This is a genomic window from Pseudomonas gebzensis (assembly GCF_034427815.1).
Taxonomy (GTDB): Bacteria; Pseudomonadota; Gammaproteobacteria; order Pseudomonadales; family Pseudomonadaceae; genus Aquipseudomonas.
Window position 1 is genome coordinate 151,389 of the sequence record NZ_JAXQNS010000005.1, and the last position, 25,276, is coordinate 176,664.

The 25,276-nt window shown below is 64.8% G+C and carries 22 protein-coding genes; 10 read left to right on the plus strand and 12 right to left on the minus strand.

Features of this window, described 5'->3' with window-relative positions:
* Position 1 precedes the first annotated feature (1 nt).
* The 5 genes from hisC (at position 2) to SJI00_RS11615 (ending at position 4,002) form a co-directional block, all read left to right on the plus strand.
* Positions 2-1,048 (plus strand): histidinol-phosphate transaminase, encoded by a 1,047-nt coding sequence (hisC, locus tag SJI00_RS11595; RefSeq protein ID WP_322461849.1) that lies wholly within the window; start codon positions 2-4, stop codon positions 1,046-1,048.
* Between the two features lie 136 nt (positions 1,049-1,184).
* Complete coding sequence (locus SJI00_RS11600) at positions 1,185-1,832, plus strand: FadR/GntR family transcriptional regulator (protein ID WP_322461850.1); 648 nt, start codon at positions 1,185-1,187, stop codon at positions 1,830-1,832.
* 12 nt (positions 1,833-1,844) lie between these two features.
* A complete protein-coding gene (locus SJI00_RS11605; protein ID WP_322461851.1) occupies positions 1,845-3,125 on the plus strand; it encodes a CynX/NimT family MFS transporter in 1,281 nt (426 codons plus the stop codon).
* Positions 3,126-3,221: 96 nt separating this feature from the next.
* Positions 3,222-3,695: a nuclear transport factor 2 family protein gene (locus SJI00_RS11610; protein WP_322461852.1), complete on the plus strand. Its 474-nt coding sequence runs from the start codon at positions 3,222-3,224 to the stop codon at positions 3,693-3,695.
* The gene (locus SJI00_RS11615; protein ID WP_322461853.1) at positions 3,688-4,002 is read left to right on the plus strand and encodes a GIY-YIG nuclease family protein; all 315 of its coding nucleotides are present in this window, start codon (positions 3,688-3,690) and stop codon (positions 4,000-4,002) included. Before SJI00_RS11610 ends, SJI00_RS11615 begins: the two co-directional genes overlap by 8 nt.
* On the opposite strand, the gene yejK is transcribed toward SJI00_RS11615, so the two are convergent.
* Positions 3,983-4,990 (minus strand): nucleoid-associated protein YejK, encoded by a 1,008-nt coding sequence (gene yejK / locus SJI00_RS11620; RefSeq protein ID WP_322461854.1) that lies wholly within the window; start codon positions 4,988-4,990, stop codon positions 3,983-3,985. The two genes, SJI00_RS11615 and yejK, sit on opposite strands and share 20 nt — an antisense overlap.
* Before the next feature lie 396 nt (positions 4,991-5,386).
* Here yejK and SJI00_RS11625 point away from each other — a divergent pair, with 396 nt between their 5' ends.
* Positions 5,387-5,668, plus strand: coding sequence for an HU family DNA-binding protein (locus tag SJI00_RS11625; RefSeq protein WP_322461855.1), 282 nt, complete (start codon positions 5,387-5,389; stop codon positions 5,666-5,668).
* Between the two features lie 47 nt (positions 5,669-5,715).
* On the opposite strand, the gene rlmF is transcribed toward SJI00_RS11625, so the two are convergent.
* The 9 genes from rlmF to SJI00_RS11670 form a co-directional block, all read right to left on the minus strand.
* Positions 5,716-6,666, minus strand: a complete 951-nt coding sequence (gene rlmF / locus SJI00_RS11630) for a 23S rRNA (adenine(1618)-N(6))-methyltransferase RlmF (RefSeq protein WP_322461856.1) — start codon at positions 6,664-6,666, stop codon at positions 5,716-5,718.
* A 123-nt stretch (positions 6,667-6,789) separates the two neighbouring features.
* Positions 6,790-9,636, minus strand: coding sequence for a valine--tRNA ligase (locus SJI00_RS11635; RefSeq protein ID WP_322461857.1), 2,847 nt, complete (start codon positions 9,634-9,636; stop codon positions 6,790-6,792).
* A 737-nt stretch (positions 9,637-10,373) separates the two neighbouring features.
* On the minus strand, positions 10,374-11,471 hold the full coding sequence (locus tag SJI00_RS11640; protein ID WP_322461858.1) for a DUF1513 domain-containing protein: 1,098 nt from the start codon (positions 11,469-11,471) through the stop codon (positions 10,374-10,376).
* Between the two features lie 2 nt (positions 11,472-11,473).
* Positions 11,474-12,538: an imelysin family protein gene (locus SJI00_RS11645; protein ID WP_322461859.1), complete on the minus strand. Its 1,065-nt coding sequence runs from the start codon at positions 12,536-12,538 to the stop codon at positions 11,474-11,476.
* Positions 12,539-12,558: 20 nt separating this feature from the next.
* Positions 12,559-13,980, minus strand: coding sequence for a di-heme oxidoreductase family protein (locus tag SJI00_RS11650; RefSeq protein ID WP_322461860.1), 1,422 nt, complete (start codon positions 13,978-13,980; stop codon positions 12,559-12,561).
* A gap of 182 nt (positions 13,981-14,162) precedes the next feature.
* Positions 14,163-15,512, minus strand: a complete 1,350-nt coding sequence (locus tag SJI00_RS11655; RefSeq protein WP_322461861.1) for an imelysin family protein — start codon at positions 15,510-15,512, stop codon at positions 14,163-14,165.
* A gap of 126 nt (positions 15,513-15,638) precedes the next feature.
* Entirely contained in the window at positions 15,639-17,690 is a 2,052-nt protein-coding gene (locus SJI00_RS11660) for a putative bifunctional diguanylate cyclase/phosphodiesterase (RefSeq protein WP_322461862.1), read from the minus strand.
* Positions 17,691-17,961: 271 nt separating this feature from the next.
* Positions 17,962-18,558, minus strand: coding sequence for a superoxide dismutase (locus SJI00_RS11665; protein ID WP_322461863.1), 597 nt, complete (start codon positions 18,556-18,558; stop codon positions 17,962-17,964).
* Between the two features lie 192 nt (positions 18,559-18,750).
* Entirely contained in the window at positions 18,751-19,350 is a 600-nt protein-coding gene (locus tag SJI00_RS11670) for a LysE/ArgO family amino acid transporter (RefSeq protein ID WP_322461864.1), read from the minus strand.
* Positions 19,351-19,527: 177 nt separating this feature from the next.
* Between SJI00_RS11670 and SJI00_RS11675 the strand changes: the two genes are divergently transcribed.
* The 3 genes from SJI00_RS11675 to SJI00_RS11685 all read left to right on the plus strand — a co-directional run bounded on the left by SJI00_RS11675 (position 19,528) and on the right by SJI00_RS11685 (position 22,458).
* Positions 19,528-20,418 (plus strand): LysR family transcriptional regulator ArgP, encoded by an 891-nt coding sequence (locus SJI00_RS11675; protein WP_322461865.1) that lies wholly within the window; start codon positions 19,528-19,530, stop codon positions 20,416-20,418.
* Between the two features lie 49 nt (positions 20,419-20,467).
* Positions 20,468-21,451, plus strand: a complete 984-nt coding sequence (locus tag SJI00_RS11680; RefSeq protein ID WP_322461866.1) for an NAD-dependent epimerase/dehydratase family protein — start codon at positions 20,468-20,470, stop codon at positions 21,449-21,451.
* Between the two features lie 179 nt (positions 21,452-21,630).
* On the plus strand, positions 21,631-22,458 hold the full coding sequence (locus SJI00_RS11685; protein WP_322461867.1) for an ATPase: 828 nt from the start codon (positions 21,631-21,633) through the stop codon (positions 22,456-22,458).
* Between the two features lie 382 nt (positions 22,459-22,840).
* Here SJI00_RS11685 and SJI00_RS11690 read toward each other — a convergent pair whose 3' ends face one another.
* Together SJI00_RS11690 and SJI00_RS11695 are read right to left on the minus strand one after the other, a co-directional pair.
* On the minus strand, positions 22,841-23,893 hold the full coding sequence (locus tag SJI00_RS11690; protein WP_322461868.1) for an alkene reductase: 1,053 nt from the start codon (positions 23,891-23,893) through the stop codon (positions 22,841-22,843).
* 45 nt (positions 23,894-23,938) lie between these two features.
* Positions 23,939-24,241: an ArsR/SmtB family transcription factor gene (locus tag SJI00_RS11695; protein WP_312934993.1), complete on the minus strand. Its 303-nt coding sequence runs from the start codon at positions 24,239-24,241 to the stop codon at positions 23,939-23,941.
* Between the two features lie 145 nt (positions 24,242-24,386).
* Here SJI00_RS11695 and SJI00_RS11700 point away from each other — a divergent pair, with 145 nt between their 5' ends.
* Positions 24,387-24,992 carry an acyl carrier protein phosphodiesterase gene (locus SJI00_RS11700; protein WP_322461869.1) on the plus strand — a complete coding sequence of 202 codons (606 nt, stop codon included), beginning with the start codon at positions 24,387-24,389 and terminating at the stop codon, positions 24,990-24,992.
* Positions 24,993-25,276 lie beyond the last annotated feature (284 nt).

Below are 25,276 nucleotides of genomic sequence, written 5' to 3' on the forward strand. Positions count from 1 at the left end.
CATGAGTCGATTCTGGAGCCCGTTCGTCAAGGACCTGGTGCCCTACGTGCCGGGTGAGCAGCCCAAGTTGGCTCGCCTGGTCAAGCTCAACACCAACGAGAACCCCTACGGCCCCTCGCCCAAGGCGCTGGCCGCCATGGCCGCCGAGCTGAACGACAATCTGCGCCTTTATCCCGATCCGAACAGTGACCGGCTCAAGCAGGCGGTGGCTGACCACTACGGCGTCAGCACCGGCCAGGTCTTTGTCGGCAACGGCTCGGACGAGGTGCTCGCGCACATCTTCCACGGCCTGCTGCAACACGATGCGCCGCTGCTGTTCCCAGACATCAGCTACAGCTTCTATCCGGTCTATTGCGGGCTCTACGGCATTGAGTACGAGCAGGTGCCGCTCGATGAGCAGTTCCAGATTCGCATCGCCGACTATGCCCGTCCGAACAGCGGCATCATCTTCCCCAACCCGAACGCGCCGACGGGCTGCCTGCTGCCGCTCGAGGCCATCGAGCAGTTGCTCACCGCCCACCCGGATTCACTGGTGGTGGTGGATGAGGCCTATATCGATTTCGGCGGCGACAGCGCCATCAGCCTGGTGTCACGCTTCGACAACTTGCTGGTGACCCAGACCCTGTCCAAGTCGCGCTCGCTCGCGGGGCTGCGTGTCGGCTTGGCGGTGGGCCATCCAGACCTGATCGAAGCGCTCGAGCGGATCAAGAACAGCTTCAACTCCTACCCGCTGGACCGCGCCGCCATCGCCGGTGCCAGTGCCGCGTTCGATGACCGTGCGTACTTCGATGCTACCCGGCAAAAGGTCATCGACAGCCGCGAGCAGCTCACCGCGCAGTTGCAGGCCAAGGGCTTCGAGGTGCTGCCCTCAGCGGCCAACTTCATCTTCGCCCGCCATCCCCAGCACGACGCCTCCGAGCTGGCGGCGCGTCTGCGCGAGCAGGGCGTGATCGTACGGCACTTCAAGCAGGCGCGGATTGCTCAGTTCCTGCGCATCACCATTGGCACACCCGAGATGAATCAGGCGCTGCTCGACGCGCTGGCGTGACCGTGTTGCCGGGTGGACGGCCAGCTTCACCCGGCAGCTCTTTTCGACCCAATCCCATGTAACGGAGTATTGCGCCGTCAGGCGCAGTGCCTTATTCTGCCGGCCACCTAAATTCATCGGATGATTGGTTGACCCAATGTCTTTAATCGTCAAACGCTCCTTGGTGTACCAAGCGGTAGAACAGTTGCGCGAGCGCATCGCGCAGGGCGCCTGGGCCATCGGCCAACGGCTGCCCACCGAACCTGAGCTGGCGCTGGAACTGGGCATCAGCCGCAACACCGTGCGCGAAGCCATGCGCGTACTGGCCTTCAGTGGGCTGGTCGAGATTCGCCAGGGCGATGGCAGTTACCTGCGCACTGTCCAGGATCCGTTGCAGGCGGTTCTGGCGTTGTCGCGCTGTTCACTGGAGCACGCCCGCGAAGCGCGGCACATCCTCGAAGCCGAGGCCATCGGCCTGGCCGCGCAGCGTTGCACCGAGGCCGACCTGGTTCAGCTACGCGCGGCGCTGGTACAGAGCGGCGAGCATTTTCACGGTGACCTGCAGGCCTACCTGGAAGCCGACATGGTGTTCCACCAGCGCCTGGTCGACGCCGCGCACAATCCTGCACTGAGCGAGCTGTACCGCTACTTCTCCGGCATGGTGCGCGCCGCAGTCGAGCAGAACATGCAGCACGCGCCGGGCTGCCAGGCCACCTTCGACCTGCATGGGCAGATCGTCGAGGCGCTGGCGCAGCACGACCCCGCGCTGGCCAAACGCTTGACCCGCGCCCTCATCGAATCCTGATCGGACACCACCATGGCTGACCCAATGACCTACCCCAACCCTCGCCGCGACGGCGAGCTCGATGACCTGCTGATCGATGCCGAAGCAGACGACGATCAGGTGCAACTGGTGCCACCGCCGACCCAGCGTGCCTGGCTGCTGTTGCTTGGCCTGGTGCTGGTGGCGCTGAACCTGCGCCCAGCGTTGTCGAGCCTCTCGCCGCTGCTTGGCGAAGTCAGCGTACAGCTGGGGCTGAGTGCCTCATCGGCTGGCCTGCTGACCACCTTGCCGGTGCTCTGCCTGGGCCTGTTCGCCCCGCTGGCGCCGCGCTTGGCCCGGCGTTTCGGGGCCGAGCGGGTGATTCTCGGCATCCTCCTGACCCTGGCCATCGGTATCCTGCTGCGCAGCGTGCTGGGCGTGGCAGGGCTGTTCCTCGGCAGTCTGCTGGCCGGGGCCAGCATCGGCATCATCGGTGTGCTGCTGCCGGGTATCGTCAAGCGCGACTTCCCCAAGCACGCCGGCACGCTGATGGGCGTCTACACCATGGCCCTGTGCCTGGGCGCGGCGCTGGCGGCGGGTGCCAGCGTCCCGGTGAGTCATTACTTCGGTGACAGCTGGGCAATTGGCCTGGGGGTGTGGATCGTGCCGGCCCTGCTGGCCATGCTGTTCTGGGCGCCGCAGGCACGCCAGGGCCATGGCCTGCACAAGGTGGCCTATCGGGTGCGCGGGCTGTGGCGTGATCCGCTGGCCTGGCAGGTGACGCTGTACATGGGCCTGCAATCATCGCTCGCCTACATCGTGTTCGGCTGGCTGCCCTCGATCCTGATCGGTCGCGGGCTGAGCCCGACCGAAGCGGGTCTGGTGCTGTCGGGTTCGGTCATCGTGCAGTTGATCAGCGCACTCAGCGCGCCGTGGCTGGCGACCCGTGGCAAGGACCAGCGCCTGGCCATCGTGGTGGTGATGCTGACCACCCTGGCGGGGCTGTTCGGCTGCCTGTACGCACCGCTCTCCGGGCTGTGGGGCTGGGCCGTGCTGCTGGGCCTGGGGCAGGGCGGCACCTTCGCCCTGGCGCTGACCTTGATCGTGCTGCGTTCGAAGGATTCCCACGTGGCCTCGAACCTGTCCAGCATGGCCCAGGGTGTGGGTTACACGCTGGCCTCCATGGGGCCGTTCGCAGTGGGCCTGGTGCATGACCTGACCCAGGGCTGGGCGGCGGTGGGCTGGATTTTCGCAGCGCTTGGCGTCGGCGCGATCGGCTTCGGCCTCAAGGCCGGGCGGGCGCTGCATGTGCAGGCTGTGAGCGAACGGGTGTGAGGCCTGTGCCCGGGTCATCACGGCCCTGCAGATGAGCATGGCGTCGCGCCCGCAGAGCGATTATCGTGCGGGGCTTACCCCGGGAAGGACTTGCCCATGAACGATGCCCATCACGCGCTGATCGAGCGTTTCTACCAAGCGTTCCAGCGACGCGATGCCCAGGCCATGGTCGCCTGCTACAGCGACGACGTCGTGTTCAGCGATCCGGTGTTCGGCACCCTGCGCGGTCAGGACGCTGCGGACATGTGGCGGATGCTGTTGTCACGCGCCGAGCAATTGCAGGTGCGTTTTGATCAGGTTGGCTGCGATGTCCGCGGCGGGCACGCGCACTGGGTGGCGAGCTACCTGTTCGGCGCCACGGGCCGCACGGTGGTCAATGACTGCCAGGCGCGCTTCTTGTTTCGCGACGGGCTGATCTGCCAGCACGACGACAGCTTCGACTTCTGGCGCTGGTCGCGGCAGGCACTCGGGGCGCCGGGTGTGCTGCTGGGCTGGACGCCACAACTGCAACGCAAGGTTCGCCGGCAGGCGTTCGCCGGGCTGCGGGCCTTCCAGCATGGCCGTGGCTGAGCCAACCGCCACGTCGGCAGCCACCGCGCCAAAGCCCTGGTACGTGTACCTGGTGCGCGCGGCCAACGGCTCGCTGTATTGCGGCATCAGCAATGACCCACAGCGGCGCTTCATCCGCCATCAGAAGGGGCAGGGTGCACGCTATTTCAAGACCAGCCCCGCGCAAGCGCTGGTGTATGTCGAGCAGTGGCCCGACAAACCCGAAGCGCTGCGCCAGGAACGGCTGGTGAAGAAGCTGCGCAAGTCGGCCAAGGAAGCCCTGGTCACCCGTTACCAGGGCGTTGCGCTCAGTCCTTGCGACGTTTGAGCTGGTCGATCAGCTGGGTCGGCAGGCCCTTGATCACCAGCGTGCCGGCCTCTTCGTCGTATTCCACTTTCGAACCCAAAAGGTGCGCCTCGAAGCTGATCGACAAGCCTTCGGCGCGCCCGGTGAAGCGGCGGAACTGGTTAAGGGTGCGTTTGTCGGCAGGAATCTCCGGCGACAGGCCGTAGTCCTTGTTGCGGATGTGCTCGAAGAACGCTCGCGGCCGATCTTCGTCGATCAGGCTCGACAGCTCATCGAGCGTCACCGGCTCGCCCTGTTTGGTCTGGGTGGTGGCGTAGTCGACCAGGGTCTGGGTTTTCTCGCGCGCCACTTCCTCGGCCATGTCTTCGCTTTCCACGAAGTCGCTGAAGGCCTTGAGCAGGGTGCGCGTTTCGCCCGGGCCGTCGACGCCTTCCTGGCAGCCGATGAAGTCGCGGAAGTAGTCCGAGACCTTCTTGCCGTTCTTGCCCTTGATGAACGAGATGTACTGTTTCGAGTTGGGGTTGTTCTGCCACTCGGAAAGGTTGATGCGTGCGGCCAGGTGCAACTGGCTGAGGTCGAGGTGGCGCGAGGGGGTGACCTCAAGCTCGGCATCCACCGCCACACCTTCGCTGTGGTGCAGCAGGGCGATGGCCAGGTAGTCGGTCATGCCTTGCTGGTAGTGGGCAAACAGCACGTGGCCACCGGTGGAGAGGTTGGACTCTTCCATGAGTTTTTGCAGGTGCTCGACGGCCGTGCGGCTGAAGGCGGTGAAGCTCTGTTCCTCGTCCAGGTAGCGCTTGAGCCAGCCGCTGAAAGGGTAGGCGCCGGACTCGCCGTGGAACAGGCCCCACGCCTTGCCTTGCTTGGCGTTGTAGCTGTCGTTGAGGTCGCCCAGCAGATGTTCGATGGCCTGCGAAGCGCTCAGCTCGGCTTCTCGGGCATGCAGCACGGCGGGCGTGCCATCGGGCTTCTTGTCGATCAGGTGAACGATGCAGTGGCGGATTGGCATGGAAATCTCGGTGTGGTTGGGCGGGCCGTGGCCCACGCGACAAAGGTGCAGAGTTTACCCCAGCAGGGGTGCGCCGCAGTGGCCGTAAGCTGGCAGAAATGGCGCCTGGTCATTTTTTGCGCAAAAAGCCGCAGATTTTTCCTCAAACCCCTGAAAAACCTGGGCAAAGCCGCAGTCTGCAGGGGAATTCGTTCCCCGCCTGTGGTAATTTTGCCCGGTCTTGCGCCCCTGCTGGCTGGCGCATTGCTGGCAGCCCGCTTGTGTCGTGTCGAACCAATCGCTTTTTCGTGTATCTACATACCCGATTGCTGCGGCCCGCCAGCCTGTATTCGGCAGGCCCGATGACGACCTGGCACGCTGCTCAACTACTGTTTTGATTAGGGAAGGAACATCACCATGGCTTTGACCAAAGACCAACTGATTGCCGATATCGCTGAAGCTGTCGATGCGCCGAAAACCACCGCTCGTAACGCTCTGGACCAACTGGGCCAGATCGTTGCCGACCAGCTGGAAAACGGCGGCGAAATCACCCTGCCAGGCATCGGCAAACTGAAAGTCTCCGATCGTCCTGCCCGTACTGGCCGCAACCCTTCGACCGGCGCGCCGCTCGAAATCGCTGCCAAGAAAGTCATCAAGTTCGTACCTGCCAAGGTTCTGACCGACGCCATCAACAAGTAATTGTCGATGCCGTGAAAGCCGCGCCCGGCTCGCCAGGCGCGGCTTTTTCATGCCCGCGTTTTATGCGCTGCCTGCCAGGCCTGGCGCGCGGGCAGGCCGTGGAAGCTCCAGGCCACCATGCGGCTGCGCTTTTGCCCCTGGCCCATTTCTACCACGCGCTGCGCCGCCACGCCGGCGTTCTTCAGCGCCGCCTCGATGCCCGGCAGGTTGCTCGCCTTGGACACCAGGGTAGTGAACCACAGCACCTGCTGCGCGCACCCAGCGCTCTCGCCGATCAGCTGGGTGACGAAGCGAATCTCGCCGCCTGTGCACCACAGTTCGTTGTTCTGCCCACCAAAGTTGAGCACCGGCAAGGTGCGTTTGGGGTCTTGCTTGCCCAGGTTTTTCCACTTGCGTGCGCTGCCACGCGTGGCCTCTTCACGGGAGCTGTGGAAGGGCGGGTTGCACAGCGTCAGGTCGAAGCGCTCGTCCGGCTGCAACAGCCCGCCGAGGATGGCTGAGGCAGTGCCCTGCTGGCGCAGGCTGATGGCTTTGCCGAGCCCATTGGCCTGCACGATGGCCTTGGCCGAGGCCAGGGCCACGGGGTCGATGTCCGAGCCGACGAAGCGCCAGCGGTAGTCACTGTGGCCCAGCAACGGGTAGATGCAGTTGGCGCCCACGCCGATGTCCAGGACACGCACCTGCGGGCCACGGGGGATGTCGCCGTCTGCGTCTTCACCCAGCAGGTCGGCGGCCACATGAAGGTAGTCGGCGCGGCCCGGAATCGGCGGGCACAGGTATTGCGGCGGGATGTCCCAGTGCTGGATGCCGTACTGGGCCTTGAGCAATGCGCGGTTGAACACCCGCACCGCTTCGGGATTGGCGAAGTCGATGCTTGGCTTGCCGTGGGGGTTGGTCAGGGTGAAGCGGGCGAGGTCTGGGTGGGCCTTGATCAGCGCCGCAAAGTCGTAGCGGCCCTGATGGCGGTTGCGCGGGTGCAGCGTGGGTTTTTCGGTCATGGTCGGTCCTGTGAAAACAGCGCGGGGCAAGCCCGCTGTCGCGCCTCGTAAGACACGGCAGCAGGCTTGCCCCGCTTGCGATAGGCGCTGCTCGCACGTCAGCGCCTAGGGCGTCAGCCAGCGTTACAGCGCAGCGATGCGCGCGTGCTGCGCGGTGAAGTTGGCCAGGGCCTGTTCGGCCTCGGCCAGCTTGGCGCGCTCTTTGTCGATCACGGCCGGTGGAGCCTTGTCGACGAAGGCGGCATTGGACAACTTGCCGCCAACACGTTGCACCTCACCTTGCAGACGCTGGATTTCCTTGTTCAGGCGCGCGAGCTCGGCGTCCTTGTCGATCAGCCCAGCCATCGGGACCAGCACTTGCAGGTCACCCACCAACGCGGTGGCCGACAGCGGCGCCTCATCGGCCTCGCCCAGCACGGTGAAGGTTTCGACCTTGGCCAGTTTCTTCAGCAGCGCTTCGTTTTCCTGCAGGCGGCGCTGGTCGTCGGCGTTGGCGTTCTTGAGGAACAGCGGCAGTGGTTTGCCTGGGCCGATGTTCATCTCGGCGCGGATGTTGCGCAGGCCGACCATCAGTTCCTTGAGCCACTCGATGTCGCCTTCGGCGGCGCTGTCGATGCGCGCCTCGACCGCCACCGGCCACGGCTGCAGCATGATGGTCTTGCCGTCGACGCCGGCCAGCGGGGCGAGGCGCTGCCAGATTTCCTCGGTGATGAAGGGCATGAACGGGTGCGCCAGGCGCAGCGCCACTTCCAGCACGCGCACCAGCGTGCGGCGGGTGCCACGGGCGCGTTCGAGCGAGGCGTTTTCGTCCCACAGCACTGGCTTGGACAGCTCCAGGTACCAGTCGCAATACTGGTTCCAGATGAACTCGTAGAGCGCCTGGCTGGCCAGGTCGAAGCGGAACTGTTCGAGCTGACGGGTCACTTCGGCTTCGGTGCGCTGCAACTGCGAGATGATCCAGCGGTCGGCCAGCGACAGCTCGTAGGCCTCGCCGTTCTGGCCGCAGTCTTCGCCCTTGTCCAGCACGTAGCGGGCGGCGTTCCAGATCTTGTTGCAGAAGTTGCGGTAGCCCTCGACGCGGCCCATGTCGAACTTGATGTCGCGACCGGTCGAGGCCAGCGAGCAGAAGGTGAAGCGCAGGGCGTCGGTGCCGTAGCTGGCGATGCCTTCCGGGAACTCGGCCTTGGTCTGCTTGGCGATCTTCTCGGCAAGCTTGGGCTGCATCAGGCCGCTGGTGCGTTTTTCCAGCAGCGCGTCGAGGGTGATGCCGTCGACGATGTCCAGGGGGTCGAGCACGTTGCCCTTGGACTTGGACATCTTCTGGCCCTGGCCATCGCGGACCAGGCCATGCACATACACGGTCTTGAACGGGATCTGCGGGGTGCCGTCCTGGTTTTTCACCAGGTGCATGGTCAGCATGATCATCCGGGCGACCCAGAAGAAGATGATGTCGAAGCCGGTGACCAGTACGTCGGTGGAGTGGAATTTTTTCAGGAATTCGGTCTGCTCCGGCCAGCCGAGGGTGGAGAAGGTCCACAGCCCCGAGCTGAACCAGGTGTCGAGCACGTCGTCGTCCTGGCGCAGGTTCACATCGGCGCCAAGGTTGTGTTTGGCGCGTACTTCGGCTTCGTTGCGCCCTACGTAGACGCGGCCCGAATCGTCGTACCAGGCCGGGATGCGGTGGCCCCACCATAGCTGGCGGCTGATGCACCAGTCCTGGATGTCGCGCATCCAGGAGAAGTACATGTTTTCGTACTGCTTGGGCACGAACTCGATGCGGCCATCTTCCACGGCGGCAATGGCAGGTTCGGCCAATGGCTTGGTGGACACGTACCACTGATCGGTCAGCCACGGCTCGATGATGGTCCCGGAACGGTCGCCCTTGGGCACCTTCAGGGCGTGGTCGTCGACGCTGACCAGCAGGCCTTGGGCGTCGAGGTCGGCGACGATCTGCTTGCGCGCGGCGAAGCGGTCGAGACCGGCGTAGGCGGCCGGCAGGGCCGTGTCGACCTGCTCGTTCAGGCTGCCGTCGAGGTTGAAGGCCTGGGCGGCGGCGAGCACGCTGGCATTCTTGTCGAAGATGTTGAACAGCGGCAGATCGTGGCGCTTGCCGACTTCATAGTCGTTGAAGTCGTGGGCAGGGGTGATCTTCACGCAGCCGGTGCCGAACTCGGGATCGCAGTAGTCATCGGCGACGATCGGGATCAGGCGGCCGACCAGGGGCAGCTTGACGAACTTGCCGATCAGCGCTTGGTAGCGTTCATCGTTCGGGTTGACGGCCACGGCGGCGTCGCCCAGCAGGGTTTCCGGGCGCGTGGTGGCGACCACCAGATAATCGTTGCCATCGGCCGTGGTGGCACCGTCGGCCAGCGGATAGCGCAGGTTCCACAGGTGGCCTTTTTCGTCGTGGTTTTCCACTTCGAGGTCGGAGATGGCGGTGTGCAGCTTGGTGTCCCAGTTGACCAGGCGCTTGCCGCGGTAGATCAGGCCGTCTTCATGCAGGCGCACGAACGCTTCCTTGACCGACTCGGACAAGCCGTCGTCCATGGTGAAGCGTTCGCGGGTCCAGTCGACCGACGAGCCCAGGCGACGAATCTGCCGGCTGATGTTGCCGCCCGATTCGGCCTTCCATTCCCAGATCTTGTCGAGGAACGCTTCGCGGCCCAGGTCATGGCGGCTTTGGCCCTTGGCCTCGATCTGCCGCTCGACCAGCATCTGGGTCGCGATACCGGCGTGGTCGGTGCCGGGCTGCCACAGCGTGTCGCGGCCCTGCATGCGACGGAAGCGGATCAGCGCGTCCATGATCGCGTTGTTGAAACCGTGACCCATGTGCAGGCTGCCGGTCACGTTCGGCGGCGGGATCATGATGGTGTAGGACTCACCTGCACCTTGCGGGGCGAAGTAGTTCTCGGACTCCCAGGTGGTGTACCAGGAAGTTTCGATGGCGTGCGGCTGGTAGGTCTTATCCATGCGCGGCGGGACCCTTAGGCATTAATTCGGGAAAGCCGAGAAGTATAACCAAGGCGGGGCGTGTGGCGACAGGGGCACGTCGTGCGGGTGGATTTCGCGGCGCAGGGAGGGAGCGACCGACGATCGCGCAGAGGCAAGTCTTGGCATAGGGATCGGGCTGCCTGTAGTGGGCCGGCTCAGCCGGCCGTCGTGACCGAAGTCCCCCCTTTACCGCATCCATCTGCAGCATGCGGACTGATCATGAACGTCCAGTCAGAGTCGTGCCGTTGCCGTTGCCGTTGCCGTACCGCTGCCGTTGCTCGGGCTCGGAGCTCTGGCTCTTCATGACTGGCCAGCCCAGGCACCCAAGATCGCGACTTCAGCCGGCCGAAGTGCAGCGGCTCGAAGGGGCCGGCGCGCAGCGCCGCTGAGGCGCAGCCGAAGTCGCGAGGTGTAGGTTTGCGCAGCAAACCGTAGACCGCGAAGCCCCGTAGAGCCCCGGAACGCAGGGCACCCGTAGCGCAGCGAAGGGCCGGCTGCGGGAGCCAGCGTTTTTGCGTCCTTTTGCCCCGGGCGGGCAGCCGCCGCAAAAGGACGTCGCCGTAAAGGCGAAAAGCTGACTGACTGCCCATCCATCCGCTGCATGAATCAAAGGAATCCAGGCACAAAGACCCAAAAACACGGTTGTGGATGTTTCATAGGGCCGACAGAACACCTCACACTCGTTGGGTCGGCCGCAGCGCCCCAGGGCCGCACCCTCACATCACATGCAGGTGGTTGTCCCAGAACCCCGACGGCAGTTCCAGCGGTTGGCCGACCAAGGTCGGCTTGCGGCAGTCGTACAGCCGGCAGCGGCCCTGCCCGGAGGTCACCACGAAACCGTCTTTCACCGCGGCCACACCCGCGCAGTCCGGCATGGGGGCATCGAGACGCACGGCGGCGGTGTCCAGGTCCCAGATGAACAGCCGGTTGGCCCGCGGCGCGGTCAGCGCCACCAGGCGCAATTCATCGTGGATGGCCACGCTGGCGGTGTACTGGGCCATGTTCTGCAACTGCTGCTCGGGCACCGGGAAGGCCTCGAACGGCTGGCCCGGACGCTTGATGGCGAGCAGCTGGGCGGTTTCCTCGCTGCCGCCCATGAACTGCTGGCAGGCGACGATGGTGCCGTCACGGCCGATGGCCAGGTGGCGCACGCTGTTCATCGACTGGCTGAGGGTTTCCTGACTGAGCAAGGTGCCGTCGCGCTGCATCAGCACCAGGCTCGGCTGCATGGCATCGAGGTTCATCTCGACCCGGCTTTCGGCTTCGGTGCGGATGCCGCCGTTGGCGACCACCAGGGTTTCGCCGTCGGGCATCCAGGCCAGCTCGTGCGGGCCGATGCCATGGGTCGGGATCTCGCCGGTGTGCACCAACCGGTCGCCGTCGAAGCGGTAGACGCCGAGCACGCCACGACCCGGGTCGGTGGTGTCGTTCTCGGTGGCATACAGCCATTCGCCGTCCTTGTGCAGCACCGCATGGCCATAGAAGTGACGGTTGGGCTGCGCGGTGAGGGTCTGTAGCAGGCGCCCATCGCGCAGGTCGAGCAGATAGCTTTCCGTACCCGGCCGTCGCGCCACGAACAGCGCCAGCGGCTGGGTCGGGTGATTGAGGATGGCGTGGCAACGCTGCCCGACCGGCGTGGCGAAGACCTGACTGCCATCCAGGCGATAGGCCACGGCGTAATGCTTGCCGTCGCCATCGTCACGCGCCGAAAGCAGCAGCGGTTGACTGCCGCGGTTGCGCGACAGGCTCCAGCCGCCCACCGACAAGGCACCCAGCAGGGCGCTACCGAGTTTCAGAGCCTGGCGTCGCAGCATGATCAGTCACCGTCGTTGGCATTGAAGCCGAGCTGGATGTTCAGCGCCTTGGCCAGCTCGCCTTCGTGCAGGCGGTGGACCACGTTGAGGCTGTCGTAGATCTGGTTGAGGGTCTGTTTGCCGGCGTCGTCAGCCAGCAGCTCGTCCAGGTTCTTCTGGTTGGCTTCGAGCAATTTCAGGGACGTGGCGTAAGCCTCGTCGATCTTCTTCGCCAGCGCGTCCTGGTCTTTGCCGAGCAGGCCGCGCAGGCCCTTGTTGTCGACACCCTGCCAGACGGCCTGGGCAGCCTTGAGGCTGGCCTCCAGGCTCTTCATCGAAGCGTGACTGCGCCAGGCTTCGGCCTGCATCGGCTGCACATAACCCTTGCTCTGGCGGCCCATCGGCGCGCCGAGCTTCTTCTTCAGGGTGTCCAGGGCGGTGACCTGCGCGCGCAGCAAGTCGGCGATGGCCTCGTGGGAATCGGCGTAGCGCTGGTTGGGGAACTTGGTCATCTGCGAGAGCATGCCGTCGGTGCTGTTCCAGCCCTTGAGGATGTCTTCAGCCAGGGCCTTCTGGTGCTCGCCGATGGCCACCAGCAGCGGGCAATAGCGCGCCTTCTGTTCGGCGGTGGCGATGTCCGGCTTGCTGTCGAAGAGAATGTACTCGTAGGCCGACAGGCCGCGCACCACGACGCTGGCCTTGGCCAGGCTCTGGGCGTCGACGGGTTTGTCACCGTTGACCAGTTGCTCGACCTGACGACCGACCAGGTTTTTCTTGTCGGGCCAGAACTGCACCTGCCACGGACGGTTGCCTTCGGCCAGCGGGCCGACCAGCAACGGCTGCAGCTCAGCCCAGGCTTTCTGAGCGCTGAGGAAGTCGGCGCGGGCTTTGTCGAGTGATTCCTTGCCGTCGCAGAAGGCCAGGGCACTGGCGGCGAGCTGGCGGTCGGCCTCGACCCAGCGGCTGTAGGTCGGCAGGATCACCTGCTTGGCGATCGCGGCCGAGGTGACGGCTTGCGGGTCCTGCGGCGCGCAGGCGCCGAGGGCGAGTGCGGCGAGGCTGGTGAACAACAGTTTGGGTCGGAACATGCCCGGCTCCTTGCGCGTTTTCAGAGTGAGTTGAGGAACGCCAGCAGCGCTTCGCGCTGCTCGGCATTGAAGCTCAGGACGTGACGGCGCGCAGCGTCTGCCTCGCCGCCATGCCAGAGCACGGCTTCGAGCAGGTTGCGGGCGCGCCCGTCGTGAAGAAACTGAGTGTGGCCGCTGACCGTCTTGGTCAGGCCGATGCCCCACAGCGGCGGGGTGCGCCAATCCTGGCCACCGGCGGCGAATTCGCTGCGGTTGTCGGCCAGGCCCGGGCCCATGTCATGCAACAGCAGGTCGCTGTAAGGACGGATCACCTGACCGGCCAGCTCAGGTTCGTCGGCGTCGGCACGGGTGGTGAACTGCGGCGTATGGCAGCCTTGGCAGCCCGCTTGGAAGAACAGATTCTTGCCGGCCAGCACCTGCGGCGCATTCACGTTGCGCCGCGCCGGCACTGCCAGGTTGCGGGCGTAAAAAGTGACCAGCCGCAAAATGTTGTCGCTGACTTCCTTCTCGCCGTCGGCGCCATCGCCGTTGGGCGCAGTGCGGCAGTCGGTCTGCGCGGCGGTGCAGTCGTCCACCGGTTGCAGGGTGCTGGTCAGGCCCATGTCACCGGCAAAGGCGTGCACGTTCTGCTGGTTGACGTTGGGCTGGCCGGCCTTCCAGCCGAAGCGGCCAAGCACGGTTTTCTGTCGCGCCTGGTCCCACACCTGGTTGGGCCTGCCACGGATGCCATCGCCATTGCGGTCATCGGGGTCGGCATTGGCCAGAATGTCGGCCTCAGGGATCGCTTCGAGCAGGCCCAGGCCGATCATCGGCGGGGCGATGCGCGCAGAAAAGCGTGTGTCGGGGTGCATCGGCCCGTAGCCGAGCTGGGTGATCTGCAAGTGGGGGCGGCGTAGCTCGACCTGATGGCCATCCTCAAAGCTGACGCGCTGCGTGCCGTAGGTCACCCGCACCTTGCCCTCAGGGCGTACGCCCGGAATTGCCATGTCTTGCAACTGCGTGCCATAGACCGGCTCAGGCACTACGCCCAGTCGCTCGATTTCCTGCATGAACGGCGGCTGATCGGGGATCGACAAGCGCACCAGCATGGAAACTGCGTTGTTCGCATCGGGTTCTGGCGGGTGGCCACGGCCATCACGGATGTGGCAGTTGACGCAGCCATTGGTATTGAAAAGCGGCCCCAGGCCATCGCGCGCGGTGGTGGTCGAGGGCGCGATCACCCACGGGTTGCGGAAGAAGCTGTTGCCTACGGCAAAATCCAGCTTGCGCTCGTTGGACAGGTTCGCCGAGGGCAGCGAGAACGCACTGCGGTCGGTGCGCTGCACCGTGGTCTTTCCACCGGACAGCGCTTCGCCGGGCTCTGCCTGAGTGAAACGCGGGGCGTCGTCACAGGCGGCCAACGCGGTAGCGAGCAGCAGTGGGGAGAGGCGGAGCAGGGGCATCACGATCCTGGGTTCAAGCTGAAAACCGGCGGGCAAGCTTAGCAGGGTGATGAAATTTGAATAAGAGCAATTTGCAATTGGCGGATGAAACTGGTGTTAGGTAGCTCGCAACGGCGTCCAGGCGCGCCGACGAAAAAGGCGACCCGAAGGTCGCCTTTCGCCGAAGCCGTAGCGGATACGAATCAGAATTCGTGATCAGCGGTATCGGGGTTCAGGTTGGTGATGCCCAGCTTGCCAGCGGCCTGCTCGATGGCACCGGTCTGCTTGACCAGGGCGGCGATGGCATCGCGCACGATCTGGTTGCCTGCGGTGTTGTCGGCGGCGATCAGTTGGTCGTAGTGCTCGCCTTTCTCGGCGTGGTCGACGATCACCTGGATCTTCGCTTCGGTGGCTGCCAGGTCAGCCTTCAACGTGTCGTCGGTGGCGGCGTCTGCCTTGGCCACCAGCGAGGACAGGCTCGGGCCGGTCATCTTGCTGCCGTCGGTGCGGGTGTACTCGCCCAGGTACACGTTGCGGATGCCTTTGGCATCGTAGAAGTGCGACCAGTGGGTGTTGTCGCTGAAGCAGTCATGTTCGTCTTCTGGCGAGTTGGCTTCCAGGGACACCTTCATGCGCTCGCCGGCGAGTTCGCCCAACGACAGGCTGCCCATGCCGAACAGCATCTTGCGCAGGCCGTCGGTGGCCGGCTCGGCTTCGAGCGTGGCGCGGTAGTTGTCTTTGACCCCCGGCGCCCAGTTGCCGACCATTTCGTCGAGGTCGCTGACCAGCAGGTCGGTGACGGCTTTCAAGTACGCGCGGCGACGGTCGTTGTGCCCGCCAGTGGCGCCTTCGCCTTCCAGGTAGTCCGATGCCGGACGGTTGCCCGCGCCTGGGCCGGTGCCGTTGAGGTCCTGGCCCCAGAGCAGGAATTCAATGGCGTGGTAACCGGTGGCGACGTTGGCTTCGGAACCGCCCAGCTCGTTCAGGCTGGCCAGTTTTTCAGGGGTGATGTCCTTGACATCGATCTTGTCTTCGCCGACCTGGATTTGCGGGTTGGCGATGATGTTGGCGCTGGCGGCCGGGTTGCCCAGGGCGTGCTCGTAGTCTTTGTCGACGTAGTCGATCAGGCCTTCGTCCAGCGGCCATGCGTTCACCTGGCCTTCCCAGTCATCGATGATGGTGTTGCCGAAGCGGAAGGCTTCGCTCTGCAGGTACGGCACACGCGATGCAACCCATGCCTGGCGCGCAGCTTTCAGGGTTTCGTCGTTGGGCGTGGCGAGGAAGGCGTCGATGGCGCCTTGCAGGGTTTTGGCGGTGGTCAGCGAGTCGCTGTACACGGCGTGGACCATGTCGGCGTAGTGCTTGACCACGGCCTGGGCTGCGGCTTCATCGACGGCGCCTGGCGCAGCGGCGGGGGTGCTGGCTGGCGCAGCAGCGGCGGCAGGTGCCTGGGCTTGCGGCGCGGCGGCCTTGTCGTCCTTGCTTTCACCGCAACCGGCCAGGGCAATGGCAATGGCCAACAGACTGGCGGAGGCCAGAGGCATACGAATCATTATTGGTTTTCCTGCGTCGTGGGTTGGACAGGTGTGCCAGGGGCACGCGAAAACGCAACATCATGCGAAAGATTTGCATTCTCTGTAAAGGGTTGGCATGTAATTGCCAGTAATGGCCAGCTGCGGCTAAGGCAGCGACACCTGGCTACGGCGCATCTGCCGCAGAAATGCCGTGAGCTCGCGCGCGGGCAGGGGCTTGCTGTAGTGATAGCCCTGACCCTCGTGGCAGCCCTGGGCAATGATGTAAGCCTCCTGCTCGGCGGTCTCCACCCCTTCGGCGATCACCTGCATGCCCAGGCTCTTGCCCAACTGGATGATGGCGCGAACGATGGTGGCGTCGTCGTCATCGTCGAACAGGTCCTGGACGAAGCTCTTGTCGATCTTGATCTTGTCCAGCGGCAACGACTTGAGATAGCTGAGCGAGGAATAACCGGTGCCGAAATCATCGATGGCAATCAGCGCCCCGGAGCGGCGCAGGCTCAGCAGGTGCTGGGCGGCGGTGCTGATGTCTTCCATCAGGCCGGTTTCCGTCACCTCCAGTTCCAGGCTGCGCGGCGGCAGGCGATAACGCTGCAGCAGGTTGTTGACCACGCGCGGCAATTCGTTGTGGTGCAACTGCACGGTCGACAGGTTGACCGCCATGCGCAGCTCGGCGAAGCCCTGGTCGTGCCATTCGCGCAACTGCCGGCAGGCCTGGTCGAGCACCCATTCGCCGATGCCGATGATCGAGCCGTTCTGTTCGGCCAGAGGGATGAACTGGTCGGGCGGCACCAGCCCGAGTTCCGGGTGCTGCCAGCGCAGCAGCGCCTCGACCCCGACCACCTGGTGGTCGACGTAGCTGATCTGCGGCTGATACACCAGAAACAGTTGCTGGCGGGGCAGGGCGTCACGCAGGTCCTTGTCCAGCTCGCGGCGCCGGCGCATCTCGCTGTCGACGCTGGCGATGTAGAACTGGTAGCGGTTGCGTGAGCGGGCCTTGGCCAGGGTCATGGTCTGCTCGGCTTTTTGCAACAGCTTCTCGGTGCTGTCGCCATCCTCGGGGAACAGGGTGATGCCCACGGTGGCGCGCAGGCGGATCTGCTGGTGATCGAGGTCAAACGGCAGTTCCAGGTCATCGAGGATCGACTGGGCCAGCTCGGCGGCCTCGTAAGGCTGTTCGATGTTGGCCTGGACCAGGGCGAACTGGTCACCGCCGAGCCGGGCCAAAGCGCCCAGGCGACCGCTGTGGGCGCGCAACCGATCGGCCAGGGCCAGCAGCAACTGGTCACCGACCTGATAGCTGAACTGCTCGTTGATGCTCTTGAAGTCGTCCAGGCCCACACACAGCACGGCTACGCGGTGTTGCAGACGGCTGCCGTCGACAAGGATCTTGTCCAGTTGCTGCTGCAGTTGCTGGCGGTTGGGCAGGCCGGTGAGAAAGTCGTACTGGGCCATGCGCTGCAGGCTGTTTTCGGCTTCATGGCGCAGGTGGGTGTTGCGCTCGATGGAGGCCAGCAGCTGGTTGGCGGTGTCGACCCAGATGCCCAGCTCGTTCTTTTCATGGCCCTTGAGCGGCGGGATCTGGTGCTGGCTGGGGCGGTCAGGGTTGATCTGCGTGAGGTGCTCGATGATCTTCGACAGCGGCTTGGTCAGCAGCCAGTGATAGACCAGGTACAGCACCAGGCCCATGGCCAGGGCGCGCAGCACGCCGGCAATGAAGATGATCACCGCATTGATCAGAAAGGTCTCGCCGTAGTCGGCGGTGTCGAGGGTGATGTTCAGGTCGCCGTAGTATTCGCTGTAGGGACCACGGCCCACCAGCGATGTGCTGAAGGTGCGTTCCTGACCGAGGATCAGGTCGGTCAGCCAGCGCATCGACATGTCCTGCAAGGGGCGGTTCTTCTCGGCCAGCAGGGTTTCATTGGGGTGGCCGATGGAGGCCATGCGCACGGATTCGTCCTGGAACAGCCCTTCCATGACCTGCATGCCCATTTCCCGGTCCAGGCTGTACACGGCCTGGGTGGAAGGGTCACGGAACATGTCGAGGATGCGTTGCGCGTCGTTGCTGACGGCCTGGCGCGTCTTGTAGGCGTCGTAGACGATCTGCGCACAGCTGAGGACAACGCCGACGGCCAGTGCCGAGAGCAACACGACCCTGAGCAGCTTGATCGTCAAGCTATGCCGAAATTCCAGCTTCAATGGGGTTTCCTTAGTCCATGCGCCTGGCGGCATTCTGCCAGCAACCTGGGTATCGCACTATTGGCTAGATGCCATACCCGCTACGACCGTGTCGAACGCGAATCGTCTAGTACTGTATCGGTTCCGCTTCCGTGCGACTTGAATCTGTTCCGGCACGTTTCAGACCTATCATGGTAGCGCTGTCTATTCACTCGGCAAGGCAGGCACCCCATCGAATGGATAAAAAAAACCCGGCGTTGGCCGGGTTCTTCGTGCAAGGCGGGCTGAATGATCAGGCCTTGAAGGTGTTGCCTTCGAACTGCTGGGCAACGAAGTCCCAGTTGACCAGGTTCCAGAACGCTTCGACGTACTTCGGACGCACGTTGCGGTAGTCGATGTAGTAGGCGTGTTCCCAAACGTCGCAGGTCAGCAGCGGGGTGTCGCCGGAGGTCAGCGGGCAGCCTGCACCGATGGTGCTGGCCAGGGCCAGGGAACCGTCGGCTTTCTTGACCAGCCAGCCCCAGCCGGAGCCGAAGGTGCCGACGCTGGTCTTGGTGAATGCATCCTTGAACTCAGCGAAGGAGCCGAAGGCTGCGTTGATGGCGTCAGCCAGGGCGCCGGTCGGTTCGCCACCGGCGTTTGGCGCCAGGCAGTTCCAGTAGAAGGAGTGGTTCCAGATTTGCGCAGCGTTGTTGAACACGCCGCCCGAGGAGGTCTTGACGATCTCTTCGAGGGACTTGTTCTCGTATTCGGTGCCCGGGATCAGGCCGTTCAGGTTCACGACATAGGTGTTGTGGTGTTTGTCGTGGTGAAACTCCAGGGTTTCCTTGGAGATGTGCGGCTGCAGGGCATCGTAGGCGTAAGGCAGCGGCGGCAATTCAAAAGCCATGGTTGATTCTCCTCATTCGGGTCTGGTTTGCGGTGTACGCAAGGCCGATCACGGGCGGCCTTATCGCGTCGGCGGGTCTTTACCCTTTGCGACGCAAGCGGCCGATCATAGCACCGGCCCTGACGCATAACCACGCAACAAGTATAGGGATTAGAGGTTCCTGGGCCGTGGCCCAGGCACGACCAGTGGCTGTCAATTGAAGATCAGTTGCGCCGCCACCGCGAACATCATCACCGCCACCATCAGATCCAGCAGCCGCCAGGTGGTCGGCCGTGCCAACCAGGGTGCCAGCCAGGCGGCGCCCAGCGCCAAGGTCGAAAACCACAACAGCGAGGCACTGGCCGCGCCCGCCACATAAGCGCCAGGCATGCTCTGCTGCGCGCCGAGCGAGCCGATCAACAGCACCGTGTCGAGGTACACGTGCGGGTTGAGCAAGGTCACCGCCAACGCGCTGAGCAATACCGCCCGCCGGGAGCGTGCGCCTTGGCCCTGCTGGCGCTCCAGGCTCTGCGAAGAACAGGCGCTGCGCAGTGCCTTGATGCCGTACCACAGCAGAAACACCGCACCGCCCCAGCGCGCCACCGCCAACAGGGTCGGGCTGCTCATCAGCACGGTGGCCAGGCCGAATACCCCGGCGGCGACCAGGATCACATCGCAGACGATGCACAACGCTGCCACCGGCAGGTGATGCTCGCGGCGCAGACTTTGCGCCAGGACAAACGCGTTTTGCGCACCAATGGCCATGATCAGGCCGAGGGCGACCAGGATGCCGTTTAGATAGCTTTGCCACATGGCGGGAGTCTCCGGGGAAGTCGCCGAGCGCTGCAGGCTTTCGATCAGTCGGGCCAGTGCAGCACCCGATCGATGCGCGGTGCGCTTGCTCGTGCGTGTTTGCAACAGGGTGGTCAGTGTGGGGCTGGACGCGTTATAAGAAAAACCAATAAAGCTGATCAGGCATTAGAGAAATCGATGTTCGACTACAAGCTGTTGTCAGCCCTCGCGGCGGTGATCGAGCAGGCTGGGTTCGAGCGCGCGGCGCAGGCCCTGGGCCTGTCGCAGTCGGCGGTGTCGCAGCGAATCAAACTGCTCGAAGCGCGGGTGGGTCAGCCCGTACTGGTTCGCGCCACGCCCCCCGAGCCCACCGCGGTGGGCCGGCAGTTGCTCAACCATGTGCAGCAGGTGCGCCTGCTCGAACGCGACCTGCAGCGCCAGGTGCCGGCGCTGGATGAGCACGGGGTGCCCGAACGCTTGCGCATCGCCCTCAACGCCGACAGCCTGGCGACCTGGTGGGCCGATGCCGTGGGCGCGTTCAGTGCCGAGCAGCAGGTGCTCTTCGACCTGGTGGTGGAAGACCAGAACGTCGGCCTCAAGCGCATGCGCGCGGGTGAAGTGGCGGCCTGCCTGTGCAGCAGCGAGCGACCAGTGGCCGGGGCGCGCAGCCTGGCACTGGGCGCCATGCGCTACCTCGCGCTGGCCAGCCCCGGTTTCATGGCCCAGCACTTTGCGCAAGGTTTCGACGCGGCCCGCCTGGCGCGCACGCCAGGCATCGTCTTCGGTCCGGACGACTACCTGCAGCATCGCTACCTGGCCTCGCTGGGCATCGACGGCGGCTTCATGCATCACCTGTGTCCGTCGTCCGAAGGCTTCGTGCGCATGCTCGAAGCCGGCATGGGCTGGGGGCTGGTGCCCGAGTTGCAGGCCCGTGGGCAACTGGCGTGCGGCGAACTGGTGGAAATCTGTGCCGGCACGCCGGTCGATGTGCCGTTGTACTGGCATCATTGGCGCAATGGCGGGCAACTGCTGAGCCAACTGACCGAACACCTGCGCCGCACGGCGTCAGTGGGGCTGGTGCCCTTGTAGGCGCGGGCAGCGTCAGTTGCATCTGAAATCTGGCAAGGCGGAGTCTTACATGCGAATTCTGGTCACGGGCGCGAGCGGTTTCATCGGCGGACGCTTCGCCCGTTTTGCCCTGGAGCAAGGCCTCGATGTGCGGATCAACGGCCGCCGGGCCGAGGCCGTGGCGCATCTGGTCAAGCGCGGTGCGCAGTTCATTCCGGGCGATCTGAGCAACGCCGAGGTTGCCAGGCGCCTGTGTCAGGGCGTCGACATCGTGGTGCACTGCGCCGGCGCTGCCGGTACCTGGGGGCGCTACCAGGCGTTCTACCAAGGCAACGTGGTGCTCACCGAAAACATCGTCGAAGGCTGCCTGAAGGAGCACGTGCGGCGCCTGGTGTACCTGTCTTCCCCGGCCCTCTATGGCGATGGCAAGGGCCTGCTGGAGGTCAGCGAAGCGCAACTACCCCGGCACTTTCACAACGCCTGTGCCGCCACCCGACACGTGGCCGAGCAAAAGGTGTTCGGCGCTGGTGAGTTCGGCCTGGAGGTCGTGGCGCTGCGCCCCAGCCCGGTGGTCGGCGCGGGCGACATGCGGCTGTTTCCGGCCTGGATCGAGCAACAGAACAAGGGCCGCCTGGCGATCATCGGCAATGGCCTGAACAGTGTCGACTTCACCAGCATGAGCAACCTCAACGAGGCGCTGCTGGCAGCCCTGTTCGTCGACACGCCGGCGCTGGGCCAGGCCTACAACATCAGCAATGGTCAGCCGGTGCCGCTGTGGGATGCGATCAATTACGTGATGCGTCAGCTGCAACTGCCCCAGGCCACGCGTTATCGCTCAGCGCGTGCGGCCTATGCGCTGGCAGCGTTGAACGAAGCCGGGTGCCTGGCCTGGCCTGGGCGGCCGACCCCGCGCGCGACCCGCGCAGCGGTGAAGTACGCCAGCCGCGACTTCACCCTGGATATCAGTCGCGCCCGGCAGCACCTGGACTACCGGCCGAAGGTCAGCCTGTGGAGCGGGCTGGACGAGTTCTGTACCTGGTGGCGCGGCGCCTGAACCGGGCTGGAGCCTTGCCGCGGCGCGTCGCGCAGGTCGGCCCCGCTGTGCGCAGCCCTCGACGGTGCGCCGTGGTGCAGTGTCGATGCCAGTGCGCGATGCGCCTGACTGTGCAGCTGGCAGCGGGCATCTGAGCTTATACTTCGGCCTCCAAGCTCTTACCGTGGTTGAACTTCCCCATGCGCAACAACGAACCCGACGATTTCGACAACGTCCCAAGCCTGCGCGCCGGCACCCGTGACGATGATGAACGACTGCCCACCAACGTCGCCCGCAGCCGTCAACGGGCTGTGCGCCCGGCCAGCACCGGGCCGCTGTGGGCGCTGCTGGGCGCCGCCTGCATTGCTCTGGCAGGGCTGGGCTGGTGGAGCGTGCAGCAGATCTCGCTGCTCGAACAGCAGCTGGTCGCCACCCAAGAGTCCTTCGCTCGCATCAGTGAGGACGCCGCTGGGCGCCTGCAGGCGATCAGCGGCAAGGTGGCAGCCAGCGAGTCGAATGTCAGCAACGGCAGTGAGGCGCTCAAAGCGCAGTTGCAGCAGTTGCAAGCCAGTCTGGCCGAGCAGGGCAAGCAGCAGGAAGGCGTGGCAGGCCAGGCCGGGGACCTGGGCAAGCGCCTGGAACAGGTGCTTGCCGATACCCGTCAGCAGCAACAGGCGGTGAGCGAACTGCAAAGCCAGTTGCAGGCCCAGCTCAAAGCGGTCAATGGCGAACTGGCCGCGCTGAAATCCGGGCAACAGGACGGCGGCAAGCTCGAAGGGCAGGTCAAGAGCCTCAGCGCCGAGGTGGCCACGCTCAAGCAGCAGGGCAACCAGAAGGCTGCGCTCGAGAGCCTGGAACAGGATGTGCTGGTGCTCAAGAGCCAGGCCGACAACCGTCCTGCCACCCCGAGCGCCAGCGGCGCTTCGGTGCAGGAATTCGATGCTTTCCGTGGCCAGACCACGCGGACCCTCAACACCTTGCAGAGCCAGGTGCAGAACCTGCAGCAGCAGATCAACGCACGGCCCTGAAGGAACAGGCGTATCAGGCCGGCTGCGCCGCGCATCGCGACTTAGGTCGGCTACCTCGACCGCGTCCTTCCCCCGCGGTGGCAGACGGGAGACCGCAACAACCTGGTCACTGCGGCCCTGTAAGAGCGGCTACTGCCGCGATGGTCGGCAAAGCGGACCCGATTCAGGCGCCGCGAAACAGCAGGGAATTAGAGGTTGCAGCCGTGGACCGGCTGCACCGCCCGTCGCGGCAATCCGGAGTGCCGGCCCGGCCGCCCTTACGCGGACCGCGCTTGTTTGCCAGCAGTGGCGCTTGCTACAGGCCGGAGCGCCGTATCACGCGCTGCGCAGAAACCCGTCGCGATCGCCGCGCAGACCTGCTGCCCGCGCGGCGTGACCGCTGTTACAGACGCGGGTAGTCGATGTAACCGACCGGCCCGTGGCTGTAGAAGGTGTCACCGTGCGCCTCGTTGAGCGGGGCGTCGCTGGCCATGCGCTCGGGCAGGTCCGGGTTGGCGATGTACGGCACACCGAAGGCCACCGCGTCGGCCGTGCCGCTGGCGAGGATGGCATTGGCGCTGGCCTTGTCGAAGCTCTCGTTGACGATGTACGGGCCACCGAACGCAGCTTTGAGTTGCGGGCCGAGGCTGTCGGCAGCCTGCTGCTCACGCGAGCAGATGAATGCCAGCCCCCGTTTGCCCAGCTCGCGGGCCACGTAGGTGAAGGTTTCGGCGCGAGTGTCATCGCCCATGTCATGCAGGTCAGCGCGCGGCGACAGGTGCATGCCGACGCGGCCAGCGCCCCATACCTGGACCACTGCGTCGGTCACTTCCAGCAGCAGCCGTGCGCGGTTTTCGATCGAGCCACCGTAGGCATCAGTGCGCTGGTTGGTGCTGCTCTGCAGGAACTGATCGAGCAGGTAGCCGTTGGCGCCATGGATCTCGACACCGTCGAACCCTGCAGCCTTGGCGTTCTCGGCGCCAACGCGGTAGGCCTCGACGACATCGGCGATTTCTTCGGTTTCCAGGGCGCGCGGCGTGGGGTAGTCGGCATACGGACGCACGAGGCTCACATGCCCTGCAGGCTGAATGGCACTCGGTGCGACCGGCAGTTCGCCGTTCAGGTAGAGCGGGTGGGAAATGCGCCCAACGTGCCACAGCTGCAGGAAGATGCGCCCGCCTGCGGCGTGGATGGCGCTGGTCACGTTGGTCCAGCCACGCACTTGCTCATCGCTCCAGATACCCGGCGTCTGCGGATACCCGACGCCCATTGGCGTGACCGATGTGGCCTCGCTGAGGATCAGCCCGGCGCTGGCGCGCTGCACGTAGTACTCGGCCATCAGGGCATTGGGTACGCGGCCGTCTTCATCAGCGCGGCAGCGGGTCAGCGGGGCCATGATGATGCGGTTTGGCAACTCGAGGTCGCCCAGGGTGATGGGATCGAACAGGGTAGTCATGGGGTTACCTTCAAGTGATGGAGTGAAATTCGTGAGGCGCGCCGTTCAGAGCTGCTCGCCCAAGGTGCTGAGAAAGGCTTGTATGGTCGCTTCGTTGCGTTTGAAGAAGTGCCACTGGCCGATCTTCTGGCTGCTGACCAGGCCCGCGCGCTGCAAGGTCGCCAGGTGCGCCGACACGGTCGACTGCGACAGCCCGCAGCGCTGGTCGATCTGCCCGGCGCACACACCGTGTTCAGTGCTGTGGTACTGCTCGGGAAACTGCGTGGCAGGGTCCTTGAGCCAGGCGAGGATGTCGCGGCGCACAGGGTGGGACAGGGCCTTGATGATTTCGTCGAGGTCGAGGGGCACGGGATCGGTCGCTTCGCTGTGCTGAATATCGGGAATGGACGAAATATAAATCGTTGCATTCCGATATGGAAAGAACCAAACGCTCCAAGTTCCAACTGAATCGCTATATCGGGTTATAACGATACGCATGCTAAGCTGCTGCCCCATGAACTACCTCGCCCATCTTCACCTTGGCGGCAGCGCGCCCGAGCAATTGCTGGGAAGTCTCTACGGGGATTTCGTCAAAGGCTCGCTCGACGGTCGCTTCCCGCGCGCGCTGGAACAGGCCATTCGCCTGCACCGGCGTATCGACTCCTTCACCGACAGCCATCCGTTGGTACTGGGCGCACTGGCGCGTTTCCCTCGCGAGCGACGGCGCTTTGCGGGTATCGCACTGGACGTGTTCTTCGACCACTGCCTGGCCCGCCATTGGGCCGACTATGCCGACCGGCCGCTGGCCGTGTTCACAGGCGAGGTGTACCGCGTGCTGTTGGCCGAACCTGCGTTGCCGCCGCGCTTGGCGCGCATGGCGCCCTTCATGGCGGCGGATGACTGGCTGGGCAGTTATGAGGATTTTGCGGTGCTGGAGGCGGTGTTCAACGGCATTGCCCGACGGCTGTCCAAACCTGAAGGGTTGCTGGGGGTGAGCGCTGAGCTGCAAGCCCTGTATACGCCGCTGATGGGGGATTTTCGGGCGTTCTATCCGCAGTTGCAGGCGTTTGCCGCGCAGGTTCAGGCTGAGGCTGGTCAGACGCTGCCTGAAGCGCCTTGAGGACCGGTACGCGGCGTTGGAAACAGAGCAGGGCGTTCTCGGCCAGGCGCCGACAGCTAGGCATGCCCGGCCACGTGCCGACAGCAAGGCGAGCCCCGGCCAGGCGCTGCAAACAGGTACTGCCGGCTAGGCGGTCCCGGCCAGGCGCTGCGAGTCGGTACCCCGGCTGGGCGCCCCGGCCAGGCGCTGCGAGTCGGTACCCCGGCTGTGCGCCCCGGCCAGGCGCTGCGAGTCGGTACCCCGGCTGGGCGAACCCGGCCAGGCGCTGCGAGTCGGTACCTCGG